The organism is Paenisporosarcina sp. TG20, assembly GCF_000286315.1.
Taxonomy (GTDB): Bacteria; Bacillota; Bacilli; order Bacillales_A; family Planococcaceae; genus Paenisporosarcina.
In genome coordinates this window covers 1-11,907 of the sequence record NZ_ALJG01000231.1, presented here as the reverse complement: position 1 = coordinate 11,907, position 11,907 = coordinate 1, and the positions used below count along the sequence as shown (strand labels likewise).

Sequence of the window (11,907 nt, the reverse complement as noted above, 5' to 3'; positions counted from 1 at the left end):
CCCATTTAATTATGTTAGTCTAAAAGTCCATAGGATGTTTAGTATCAGATTGTACATAGTCATCTGGATAAGGAACGATATTTTCATGATCAAGCCATGTCGTTATTTTTGCTCCATTTTCATCTAAACCTCTTCCAATCCATTTCGGTTGATCTTCATCATGAATAATGACTAACATCTGATGTACATAAAATGACCACCCATCATAGCCTGATAAATAGTTCATATTGGAGGGATTTGTAATAAGTAACACTTCAATCCCTAGAGCTTCCATTTGATCTTTTGTCTTACGAATTCTCTCTCTATACTCTGCTAACTCAAATGACACACGAAATCCCCCCATCTCCCGCGATATTTTCCGAACTTTCAAAAAATATAACTATACGTTCATTATAATGGCAGATTGAAAGAACTAGCAACCTTCATTTTATTCTTCAAACTAAACTTAAACTCTCTTTTGTAAACGACAGAAGAAACATCCCTCATTCCAAAATACACGCGGCTGAAGATACAATTTCAGCCGCGTTATTCTTCTGATATGTATACCTCGCATAATATGAATCCCATACATTCCCTGCATTTAAATCAATTTAATAGTCAGCATAGAAAAAGGATCATATTAATCCCTCCTGAGATAATGTTTTCAACCACGATAACATTAAGAGGAACTAATAACGATCCATTTAAATTTCAACTTAGATATGGATAATTTAAAAACTTGGAATTTCATGATTATACTTTTCTATATATATACGCTCCATGCTCAAGTTTATCGAGTGTTACTGAATCCCCAATTTTAACTTCTTCAAGCATGCGTGTGGTTACTTTACAATCGGCTTCATCGAGGTCAACCAACACCACATAATACGGGGCAATATGCGCAAATTCTGCGGGAGCAATATGAATTTTCGTGAAGCTATATACAGTTCCAGAGTCTGATATTTCTCTATCCGCAAATTCCTCTCCACCACAATCTGGACAGAAATACTTTTTCGTTAGTGTTTCAACACCACAGCATTCATAAACTTTCATATAATTACACCCTCTCTAAAATATGAACTGTCGAATATGAACCGGTGCCACCAAGATTTTGAGCAAGTGCAATTCGAGGCTCTTTAACTTGATTCGCGGCATTTCCTCTTAGTTGTCTAACCAACTGATAAATCTGAGCAATTCCAGTTGCCCCAATTGGATGTCCACGGGATAGCAAACCACCACTTGTGTTCACTGGTTTATCACCTGTCACTTTGGTTCTACCTTCTTCTACCGCTTTCCAACCTTCTAATTTCGGGAAAAATCCTAGTTCTTCAATTGCAATGATTTCGGTCATTGAGAAGCAGTCGTGAATTTCCACTACATCAATGTCTTTTGGTCCTAAGCCCGCTTTCTCATACGCAATGCGACCTGACTCACCAATGGCTGGAATAGACAATAAGTTCTTTGTATCTTGCATTTTGGTTGGACCAGACACTTGGGATGATGCGAGGATGTGTATTGGCGATTTCTTACGTGAAATCACGACCGCAGCTGCACCATCTGTCATCGGCGAGCAATCAAACAGCCCAAGTGGATCTGTAATCATACGTGCATTCATAATTTCTTCTAATGTTGTAGGTTTAGGAAATTGTGCTAAAGGATTATTCACCCCGTTTTCACGGTTCTTCAATGCTACGCGTGCCAAGTGTTCTTTCGTTGCACCCGTTTCGTAGAAATAGCGGTTCGCTAGAACACCGAAAAATCCTGGGAACGTCAAACCAGCACTTTTTTCGTTCGTTATTGTATCCATTGCTGCGTTAATGCCTTGTGTGACATCTGCTGTTGTAGCATGTTTCATTTTTTCAACACCAGCGACTAAAACAGTTTCATATTCACCACTTAAAATCCCTAGAATTCCTTGTCTAAGTGCAATACCACCAGATGCACAAGCACCTTCTACTTTCGTTGATGGTACATAACCTAAACCTAAATCATTTGCAACAATAGCCCCCAAAATTTCTTGATTGGAAATGCTTCCACCTAAAAAATTTCCGACAAAAACAGCATCAATTTTTGGTCGACCCGCATCTTTCAACGCTTCCGAACAAGCTTTAAGCAAAAGGTCTTTCATAGAAAAATCAGGCAATGATCCAAACTTGGTCATTCCAATTCCATGAATATACGTCTTAGTCATTTAGCTACCCCCAAATGTTGCTTGATTAATTCGCGTTTTAGTATTTTACCATACGAACTTTTTGGTAATTCCTCTACAATAAAAATTTCTTTAGGTTTTTTGAAACTTGCCAAATTTTCTTTACATAGTGAAAGTAAAGATTCTACTGTTACTTCTTTTTTGCCATTCGAAACAACGTATGCAACAATATTTTCTCCCCATTTATCATCTGGGACACCAATTACACAAGTCTCTTTTACCCCAGTGTGTAAATTCAACACTTCTTCTACTTCACGTGGATAAATATTTACACCACCTGAAATTATCACATCTTTTTTACGGTCTACAATATGCATATACCCCTCTGAATCTAACCAACCCAAATCCCCAGTATGAAGCCATCCATCCCGCAATGTTTCACTTGTAGCCTTTTCATTGTTCCAATAGCCTTTCATTACAAGTGACCCTTTACAAATGATTTCTCCTACTTCACCGGTTGCTACTTCCTGGTTAGCTTCATCAACAATTTTCACATCAACAAAAATACCTAGACGTCCACAGGATTCAAGATGATTGTGAATTTCATTACGTGGCATCATGGTGATACACATTGGCGCCTCAACCTGTCCATATGTTTCTACAAATATTGAACCTGCTTTATCAAGTGCTTCTTGTAGTTTACTTGCAGCAATCGGTGAACCTGCCATATTTATAGACTTCACTGTAGATAATTTTCCCGAATCAAAGCTCGGATGTTGGATCATTAAATTTACCATTGTAGGCACTAGGAATAAAATTGATATCCGATCTTCCGATAAATAATTCAAAAAAGCTTCGGGTTCGAAATTATCATAAACCACTTGTGTCGAACCATATAACCAAGCAACATGACTTAAAAAATTACTACCGTGAGTCAAAGGCGCAACATGTCCTATAATGTCTGTGTAATCCACTTCACACACTTGTGCCAGTGATAAAGCTCCTGAAATTATATTTCTATGAGATAGCATGACGCCTTTCGGATTCCCCGTCGTTCCGGATGTATACATAATGGCAAACAAATCATCTTCGTGCACATCTTCCACAAACGTTTGACCCTTATATTCCGAAATGATTTTCTCATAATCATCCCCAACATATACAGAAGGAACTTCATCACCAATTGCGTCAATCAATTCCTGGTCACCGATAAATAATGCTAGTCCCGCATCTTCGACCATATATTTATGTTCTTTTGGATGCAAACGGTAATTAAGAGGCACTTTGATCAAACCAGAAAGCGCAACAGCGATATCTAATTCAATATGCTCCAACCTATTAGACATCAATATTCCAATACGGTCTCCTTTTTCTAACCGCAGGTCGTGAAAATAAGCAGCCAAAGCTTTTGCACGTTCTATAAATTCTTTATATGAGAAAGAACGATCCTTATCTTTTACGGCCATCTTACCTGGATACGCTGCGGCAGATTTCAGGGCCAAACTACTAACTGTTTCCATTAAAGTTTCACTCCTTTTTCTTAAATTGGAAAGATGGCATATTCCAATGTGGATCGATTCCGCGTTTCAATGCTATCTCTGGTAAAGGAAATAGTATGAATTCTATTAGAACTGCGGTTGGATTTTCACCATTTAAAAAGTGTCCTCCAGAGATTTGATGGTCACAATCAATAAACATACCGTGGAAATGAACATCTAACTCTCTATCTTCTCCATAGCCAACAAATCCTGTACCTGATAAAATTTCAACACCAGAAGAAGAACGTTTTTTTTCTGAATATTTTAGAGTTCCCTCTGTGTCACCACGGACGATTTGCAAGTAAGTAGCATATTCTAATGAACCTAAGCACTGTAATTGTGCACTTTCTACATTAAAATTTTGGCAAACTTCCTTAATTCCTGTAAACAAATCTACACCCTTCATTAAACGACCAGCGATACGATGTGTCTGTGAATCGTATACTGCTTGAATTCTTTCGTTATCCAATACTTAAACCTCCATCGACTTTCAATACTTGAGAAGTCGTGTAACTTGATTCTTTTGAAGCGAAATACAGAACAGCACTTGCGATGTCACTTGGTAGACCCATTCGGTCGATTACTTGATTAGAAGTGTCATATGCCACACCTGCTGTAATTGCCGTTGCAGTAGCACCGGGTGCTACTGAATTGCATGTGATGCCGTATTTACCTAATTCTTTTGCTACCCACTTCGTAAAAGCAATCACTCCGCCTTTAGAAGCAGAATAGCCAGGACCAGATCGCCCGTTTTTCTCTTCGCCTGAAGTTACCCCACCATTTAGACCAGAAATCGAACTGATGTTGACAATTCTTCCGTAGCCAGCTTCTTTCATATGGGGGTATACGACTGCTTGTGAAAATAAAAACGTTGCTTTTAGATTGGTATTTAAATCCCTATCCCACATCTCGATTGTCATATCTTCTAAATCGAGTCTGCTACAAGTACCTGCATTATTTACGAGTATATGAATTTCATCAAAATTCTCAATCGTCCGATTAATAACAGCTTTTACGAAGTCTGGATCCCGAACATCGCCAAGACATTCCAAGTACTCAGAGCCATTAAGTAAACCTATTGTTTTTTCACATGTATTTAAATCAACTAGAACAACTTTTGCACCTTCTTTTGCTAACTGAATAGCCACTTCTTGTCCAATTCCACTTGCTGCCCCTGTTACAATCGCTACTTCATCTTTAAATTTCATACAATTTCCTCCTTATTTTACTCCTAGTAAATCTGGTAAGAATGTTGATATTGCAGGTATATACGTGATAAGCATTAACGCAATGATGGAGGCCACTACAAATGGGATAATTCCCTTCGAAATCTCCATAATACTCGAACCTGAAATTCCCGCAGCGACATATAAGTTCAATCCAACTGGTGGAGTGAACAACCCAATTGCCAAGTTTACTGTAATGAAAACACCGAATACTGTAGGATCAACATCTAATGCAATCATAATTGGCAACAGAATTGGCACAAATATGTAATATGCCGAAATTGCATCTATGAATGCTCCTGCAATGAGTAATAGAACGTTAATTAGCAATAAGATAAATATCGGATTATCACTGAGGTTTAAAATCCCTCCAGAGATGTCGCGAGCTATTTGTTCCGTAATAATAATATAAGCAAAGACTGATGCTGCACTTACGATAATCATTACAACAGCCGTTTGAATTGAAGCTTCAAAAAATATGCTATACATCTTTTTGGTTATGTCTTTTGTATTCGTAAACACACCAACTAGCAAGCCATATACGACTGCGACAACTGCTGCTTCAGTCGGGGTAAAATACCCACCATAAATTCCTCCAAGAATAATCACCGGAACCATCAAGCCGGGAAGAGCTTTTACAAATGCATTCCATCGTTCTTTTCCTGTGGCCTTCTGTATGTTTAAATCTTCCATTGGTACAAATTCGCCACTTTTTTCTTGTCTCCAACGAACATACATAGCTGCAAGAATCAAAGATATTCCAACAAGTAATCCTGGGACAACCCCAGCCATAAACAACCGATTTATAGATACCGGTATTTGGTCTCCTGCTACGACAGCAAAAACAATAAATGCAATACTAGGTGGAATGATGATACCAATCGCACCCGAACTTGCTACCAAGGCTCCGGCAGTTTCTTTCTTGTATCCATTTTTCATCATTGCCGGGATTAAAATCCCCCCAATGGCCGCAACTGTTGCAGGTCCAGAACCTGATATCGCTGCAAAGAAAACAGCAACTAGTACCGTAACAAAGACAATACCACCTTTTAAATGTCCAACTAGTGATTGTGCGAAATCAATTAAACTTTTAGAAATCCCTACTTTCTCCATGATAACGCCAGCCAAGATGAAGAATGGAATAGCCAAAAGTGTGAATTTCGCAACACTTGTATACATTATATCCGTTACCACTTCTAATCCGTATATGCCACTAGACGACACTAATACTACAATAGAAGATATCCCGAGTGAAATAGCGATGGGTACACGTAGGAATATTAGCAAAAAGAAGACACCAAATAGTAGAAAGGCAATCATAGAATGTCATCTCCTTTGAGAACTGATAATTTATTTGAGGAAAGCCATTCCATGACTCCAACCTGGATTGTTCGAATAATACAAAGGAAAGCTCCGAAAGGCAATGAAATTGATAATATCCATTGCGGCCAACCAAGTGCCGGTGTCTTTTGACCAATATCCATTTGGAATAGAATCATCTGAATACCGTACCAGAATAATACACCGAATAAAAACAATCCTGAAAGTGTCGTAAATACAATAATTGCCTTTTTAAATCCTCTTCCCCCTAGGTCAAACAATAAGGTAAAGCTAAGGTGTGCATAGCGACGCACACCTACAGCCGTTCCAACAAACGTGATGAGCACAAACAAATTAATTGTGATTTCTTCTGTAAAAGAGAAGGACATACTCGCAAAGTTCCTGGCAATGATATTTGCGAAAGAAATGACCGTCATGACCGCTAGAGCCAATACTAAAATAATTTCTTCCAAGTATTGCAAGACTTTCATTGCAATCTCCTCCTACTCTCCTTTAAATGCATTTAATAACTCTGCTCCCCAAATGTCAGTATATTTACTGTATACAGGTTGGACGGCTTCATTGAACTGCGCAAGTTCTGCATCAGTTGGTGTATAGAATTGCATACCTGCAGCTTTAAGCTCTTCAATCTGTTCTCCTTCTTTTTCACGAGCTAACTCTAGTTGGAATTGTGCAGCTTCTTTTCCTAAACGATCAAATAATTCTTGATCTTCCTTACTCATAGAATCGTATAATTCTTTATTCATACCTAAAACAAGTGGATCATATGAGTAATTCCACATCGTAATATAATCTTGTACTTCTTGAAGTTTAGCAGAGTAAATGACGTCAATCGGATTTTCTTGTCCGTCAATCGTACCTTGCTGTAATGATGTAAATACTTCTGAGAACGTCATTGTTTGTGGGTCAGTCCCAAGTTCTCGGTATAGATCTGTATACATTGTAATTCCTGGAATACGAATTTTTAACCCTTTAATATCTTCAGGTGATTTTACTTCACGTACACTATTTGTTAATTGTCGGAAGCCATTTTGTCCAAAACCAAGAGATTGAACCCCTTTTTCTGCCAAAATCTCTTTAAACATCTCTCCGCCCTCAGCATTAAACACTGCATCCACTTCATCCAAGTTTTTAAACATGAATGGTGCACTAGCCACACCAAAACGAGCGTCTAAAATTGAGTATATGATAGTCGAGTTGAATGTTAAATCAATGGTTCCTTTGGATAATCCTTCAATTGCTTTACCAGAATCTCCACCTGAAAGTTGTTCATTTGCAAACAGTTCAAGATTAATACGGCCGTCAGTTTCTTCAGCCAAGTCTGTTTTTAATTTTTCAGCAGCTTCATACCATGTGGAAGATTCTGAAACCGTTACTGACATCTTCAAATCATATTCTTGTGCTTCTGGTTCTGATCCAGTTCCAGATACTGGTTCTGTTGTTTCTGAAGAACAAGCACTTAATAGTAAAGCCGTAGATAAACCGATTGCAGCAGCAAAGTTAAATTTTTTCTTAAACATTGAGTTCCACCCCTATAATTTTATTTTTTCCCATTACATTAAACAGAAAATCAACAATATGCATTGCTGTCATTTCTTTTTGTAATCCTTCACGCTGTATCCCTACTTGCATTTGCATCAAACAGCCTGGATTTGACGTCACAATAATTGTAGGTTTAAGGTCTTTCACTCCCTTCATTTTTGTATCAAGAATGCGCGTGGCCATCTCAGGTTGAAGCAAGTTGTAAATACCTGCTGACCCGCAACAGCTCCCTGCATCTATAAGTTCCTTATATTCAAAGCCTGGCGCATTCTGTAGCAATGTCCGAGGCTCGTGAAACACCTGGTTCACATTTCGTAAGTGACATGAGTCCTGATATGTCACAATTGATTCATTGTCCGATTGACCAGTTTTGAGAAGGTCATTCAAACCGAGCTTGACAAAAAGAGACGAGATATCTATAGACTTCTTAGAGAATCTAGCTGCTTTATCTTTATAATGTTTGTCCGATTGTAAATGTTTTTGGTACTCCGATAGAAAGGCTCCACACCCTCCAGCGTTGTTAACGATATAGTCATAATCATCTGAATCAAAAGCATCAATATTTGCCCGTGCATTTTGAATTCCTTTATCTAATTCTCCACTATGTCCATGAAGAGCTCCACAACATTGCTGCTCTTTTGGGATATGAACTTTTGCCCCTAACTGTTCGAGCAAAACAATCGTTTTACGGTTTGTCTCCTGGAAAAGAGTGTCCATTAAACATCCAGTAAAAAACGCTACATTTGTTAATTTTGGTTGAGAGGAGACAGGAGAGTTTTGTTTCGACTTGATTTTAGGCAATACACTCTCCATCTCTTTCATGAAAGGTGGGAAAAGATCTAGAAACCCTATTTTACGTGTCATTTTTTGCAATCCAGAATTTTGATAAAAATGAAAGAATTTAATAGTAGTTGCCATTTTCTTTTGATCAGCGAATAAATGGTTAAATGCTACATTTCGTAATCCTTTTTCTTTTATCGTTTGTGGTTTGACTTGCTGGACCGCAAACCTGGTTTCTTCAATTAGCGTGCCGTACTGTACACCAGCTGGACAAGCAGGCTCACATGCCCTGCAACCTAGACAGACATCAAATGCTTCTTCTATCGAACCATCCCATACAACATCACCATCTCTCATGGCTTTCATGAGGGCAATTCGTCCTCTTGGAGAATGGGTTTCATCTTGGTCTGTTGCCATATAAGTAGGGCAAGCAGGTAAACAAAATCCACAACGCATGCAGTCCATGATATATTCTTCATTAACGTGTTCAACAAAACTTTCTTGCATTCGTTGCTGCAATTCACTAACCATTTTGAATCACCAGCCTAGGCTTAGTTTCCTTGGCAAATATTTTTCCAGGATTCATGATATTAAGTGGATCAATAGCTTGTTTAATTTGCTTCATCAGTTGAATGCCACTTTCCCCAAGCTTCCATTCCAAATAAGGAGCTTTCATTTCTCCCACACCATGTTCGCCCGTAATAGTACCTCCGAGAGAAATAGCTACTTCGAAAATTTCAGCAAGTGCTTGTTCCACACGTCTCATTTCTTCGTGGTTTCTTATATCGGTCAAACAAGTAGGATGTAAATTACCATCTCCTGCGTGTCCAAATGTACTTATTTGTACATTATGCTTTATAGCAATTGCTTGTATAGCCCGGACCATGTTCGCAATTTCGGATCGTGGTACGGTTGCATCTTCTAGAATAGTTGTAGGTCTTTTCCTTGAGAGGGCTGACAGTGCTGATCGTCTTCCTGTTTTCAACAAATCAGCTTCTTCTGTAGAAGCTGCGATTGCAGTGGCTTTAGCCCCTTTTTCAATAGCAATCTTAATCATGGTCTGTAAATCTCTTTCAACAAGTTCAATGTCACCATCTTGTTCCATCAAAAGCATTGCTTCCGCATCCTCTGGTAACCCAAGTCCCATAAATTCTTCAACAGCATCCATCGTTCCACGGTCCATAAATTCAAGTGTAACCGGAATGATTTTACTCTCAATAATCGCAGATACGGTTTCAGCTGCATCTTCTAATGAATGGAAGTATGCAATACCTGTCTTTTTATGAATTGGAAGAGGAATGATTTTAAGGGTGATTTCACAAATAATTCCAAGTGTGCCTTCAGAACCAACAAGTAATGATGTCAAATCATATCCTGCAACGTCTTTAGCAAGTTTTCCACCTGTTTTCACAATGGAACCATCTGGAAGAACGACGGTGAGTGCCTTAACATAATCTTTAGTAACCCCATATTTCAATCCGCGTAACCCACCTGAGTTTTCACTGACATTCCCACCGATAGTTGAAATTTTCATAGAGCTTGGGTCAGGTGGATAAAAGAATCCATGCTCTTCAACATAGTTGCTAATTTCTTGAGTAATAACACCGGGTTGAACCGTAATCATCAAGTTTTCTTTATCAAGTTCCTTGATCTGATTCATACGATTAAACAGTAAGATAATCCCTCCCTGAGTTGGAACGGTGCCAGCTGCTAGGTTCGTACCTGACCCTCGCGATACAATAGGTATACGTTCCATAGCACAAAGTTTAACTATTTCTACGATTTCTTCTGTATCTTTTGGAGAGATAACGAGATCAGCTTTAGCTTGAAAGTTCGCTGTTGCATCGTATGAATAAGCAAGCAGTTGTGCTTGAGTAAGTTTGACATGTTTTACACCGACGATATTAATAAATTTTCTTTTAGTTTCTTCCTCCATTTGTTCAACCCACCTCACATTGGAACCGCTTACAAGTATAATACTATTCTGATTGTTATGAATATATATATTTATAAACAGATTTTAACAGAATTCAATTGAGTTTATTGTCCAAAAAGACAAAAATACCCTCCAACTGAAGAGCATTTAATCATTTATTTGTATATAATCCAATTGCTGTATATATTAGAGCCAAGTCATTTTTGTCTGAGAAGTCCACATTGAGGAGTTGTTCTACTTTTTGGAGTCTGTATTTCAGTGTGTTTTTATGTATATGCAGTTCATCCGCTATTTCTTGTAGTGTTCCTTTCATTCGTAGCCATACTGCAAGAGTGTAGAGCAGATCTTCTGATTCCAAAATCGGAGTAATTGTTCGACGTAAAAATTCATCACGAGTTTTTGATGGGATTAGGTAATAAAGTAATTCTAGTTTCAAATCTTCTTCAAAAATGATTTTGCTTTGACCATTCGCGAATGTGATTGCCACTTCAGCTTGATGAAAAGAGTCTTTAAGTTGGTAAAACTCTTTTTGTTCTCCTATGCCAATATTAACTTGATGTTTAACCATTTTTGTAAGTTTAACAGACAAGTTTTCTAATCCGCGTTGTAGTTCACTTTTATTAATTTCTGGTAATAACAAAACTATTTTTTCCATTCCCCAGCGTATAATCTTTATTTCCGGATGGAGGGATTGAATTCGTAAAATGTTTTCAATTTCACTGATTTCAAGTGGACGGAATGTTTGAATGATACATACACGGGAGTAGATTGTCATGTCAATATTAAGTAGTTTACCCCGTTCTTCAATTGAATTGATTGGTGTTTCTTTAGTAAATAGATCCAGTATAAAAAATTCGACATCTCTAAAACTACGCTCACGTTCCTCCCGCAACATAAAGTCAGTGATGAAAAGTTCCACTACTTTTCGTACCAATTTAGCGTATTTTTCTACTTCAGACGGTTTCCCTGTTATTCCAATGACACCGATCGAACTATCTGAGATAACGATTGGCATCACCATTCCGGGACGTACTCCTTTTAAAGTTTTACACATATCTACAGTCATGTGAAGTTCTTGTCTACTCTTCATTGCAATAAACGCACCTTCATGATACATATTTATTCTAGATGCATCCGTACTGGCTATAATAAATCCATTTTTATCAGTCACAATAACGCTTTGATCCATAAGTGAAGAAAGTTCGATAACAATTTTATTTGCCAAAACTTGAAAATTAAACATCCCTTCACCTCCCTAAACTTTTTTATTATTTCGACTATACATGAACTTAGAGGCAACAACAATGCAATTTAATGTAATTTACCTATTAAATCATTCATTACTAGAGGATTGAGATTTAATCACTAAAGTATATTTGGCTAATCTAGACCATATAAAAAAGACTGTAGACAAAC

The 11,907-nt window shown here is 37.8% G+C and carries 11 protein-coding genes and 1 pseudogene; all 12 read right to left on the bottom strand.

What is annotated here, in order from left to right; translation table 11 throughout:
* Positions 1-22 precede the first annotated feature (22 nt).
* A pseudogene (locus tag B371_RS0105410) lies at positions 23-328 on the bottom strand (aminopeptidase P family N-terminal domain-containing protein); the annotation flags it as partial.
* 404 nt (positions 329-732) lie between these two features.
* Complete coding sequence (locus tag B371_RS0105405; RefSeq protein ID WP_019413285.1) at positions 733-1,032, bottom strand: Zn-ribbon domain-containing OB-fold protein; 300 nt, start codon at positions 1,030-1,032, stop codon at positions 733-735.
* A gap of 4 nt (positions 1,033-1,036) precedes the next feature.
* Positions 1,037-2,170 carry a beta-ketoacyl synthase N-terminal-like domain-containing protein gene (locus B371_RS0105400; RefSeq protein ID WP_019413284.1) on the bottom strand — a complete coding sequence of 378 codons (1,134 nt, stop codon included), beginning with the start codon at positions 2,168-2,170 and terminating at the stop codon, positions 1,037-1,039.
* Entirely contained in the window at positions 2,167-3,648 is a 1,482-nt protein-coding gene (locus B371_RS0105395) for a class I adenylate-forming enzyme family protein (RefSeq protein ID WP_019413283.1), read from the bottom strand. Before B371_RS0105395 ends, B371_RS0105400 begins: the two co-directional genes overlap by 4 nt.
* 7 nt (positions 3,649-3,655) lie before the next feature.
* On the bottom strand, positions 3,656-4,135 hold the full coding sequence (locus B371_RS0105390) for a PCC domain-containing protein (RefSeq protein ID WP_019413282.1): 480 nt from the start codon (positions 4,133-4,135) through the stop codon (positions 3,656-3,658).
* Positions 4,128-4,874, bottom strand: a complete 747-nt coding sequence (locus B371_RS0105385) for an SDR family NAD(P)-dependent oxidoreductase (protein WP_019413281.1) — start codon at positions 4,872-4,874, stop codon at positions 4,128-4,130. Before B371_RS0105385 ends, B371_RS0105390 begins: the two co-directional genes overlap by 8 nt.
* A gap of 12 nt (positions 4,875-4,886) precedes the next feature.
* Positions 4,887-6,212 carry a TRAP transporter large permease gene (locus B371_RS0105380; RefSeq protein WP_019413280.1) on the bottom strand — a complete coding sequence of 442 codons (1,326 nt, stop codon included), beginning with the start codon at positions 6,210-6,212 and terminating at the stop codon, positions 4,887-4,889.
* The gene (locus tag B371_RS0105375; protein WP_019413279.1) at positions 6,209-6,703 is read right to left on the bottom strand and encodes a TRAP transporter small permease; all 495 of its coding nucleotides are present in this window, start codon (positions 6,701-6,703) and stop codon (positions 6,209-6,211) included. The genes B371_RS0105380 and B371_RS0105375 overlap by 4 nt, the downstream gene beginning before the upstream one ends.
* A 12-nt stretch (positions 6,704-6,715) precedes the next feature.
* A complete protein-coding gene (locus B371_RS0105370) occupies positions 6,716-7,753 on the bottom strand; it encodes a DctP family TRAP transporter solute-binding subunit (protein WP_019413278.1) in 1,038 nt (345 codons plus the stop codon).
* On the bottom strand, positions 7,746-9,086 hold the full coding sequence (locus B371_RS0105365) for a (Fe-S)-binding protein (RefSeq protein ID WP_019413277.1): 1,341 nt from the start codon (positions 9,084-9,086) through the stop codon (positions 7,746-7,748). The genes B371_RS0105370 and B371_RS0105365 overlap by 8 nt, the downstream gene beginning before the upstream one ends.
* Positions 9,079-10,491 (bottom strand): FAD-binding oxidoreductase, encoded by a 1,413-nt coding sequence (locus tag B371_RS0105360; protein ID WP_019413276.1) that lies wholly within the window; start codon positions 10,489-10,491, stop codon positions 9,079-9,081. Before B371_RS0105360 ends, B371_RS0105365 begins: the two co-directional genes overlap by 8 nt.
* A 151-nt stretch (positions 10,492-10,642) precedes the next feature.
* Complete coding sequence (locus tag B371_RS0105355; RefSeq protein WP_019413275.1) at positions 10,643-11,734, bottom strand: sugar diacid recognition domain-containing protein; 1,092 nt, start codon at positions 11,732-11,734, stop codon at positions 10,643-10,645.
* Between the last annotated feature and the right edge of the window lie 173 nt (positions 11,735-11,907).

What these genes read in the sequence shown, in the direction of transcription:
- B371_RS0105395 (WP_019413283.1), bottom strand. Translation starts at nt 3,648, where the DNA reads ATGGAAACAGTTAGTAGTTTGGCCCTGAAATCTGCCGCAGCGTATCCA.
- B371_RS0105385 (WP_019413281.1), bottom strand. Translation starts at nt 4,874, where the DNA reads ATGAAATTTAAAGATGAAGTAGCGATTGTAACAGGGGCAGCAAGTGGA.
- B371_RS0105400 (WP_019413284.1), bottom strand. Translation starts at nt 2,170, where the DNA reads ATGACTAAGACGTATATTCATGGAATTGGAATGACCAAGTTTGGATCA.
- B371_RS0105380 (WP_019413280.1), bottom strand. Translation starts at nt 6,212, where the DNA reads ATGATTGCCTTTCTACTATTTGGTGTCTTCTTTTTGCTAATATTCCTA.
- B371_RS0105360 (WP_019413276.1), bottom strand. Translation starts at nt 10,491, where the DNA reads ATGGAGGAAGAAACTAAAAGAAAATTTATTAATATCGTCGGTGTAAAA.
- B371_RS0105365 (WP_019413277.1), bottom strand. Translation starts at nt 9,086, where the DNA reads ATGGTTAGTGAATTGCAGCAACGAATGCAAGAAAGTTTTGTTGAACAC.
- B371_RS0105370 (WP_019413278.1), bottom strand. Translation starts at nt 7,753, where the DNA reads ATGTTTAAGAAAAAATTTAACTTTGCTGCTGCAATCGGTTTATCTACG.
- B371_RS0105355 (WP_019413275.1), bottom strand. Translation starts at nt 11,734, where the DNA reads ATGTTTAATTTTCAAGTTTTGGCAAATAAAATTGTTATCGAACTTTCT.
- B371_RS0105405 (WP_019413285.1), bottom strand. Translation starts at nt 1,032, where the DNA reads ATGAAAGTTTATGAATGCTGTGGTGTTGAAACACTAACGAAAAAGTAT.
- B371_RS0105375 (WP_019413279.1), bottom strand. Translation starts at nt 6,703, where the DNA reads ATGAAAGTCTTGCAATACTTGGAAGAAATTATTTTAGTATTGGCTCTA.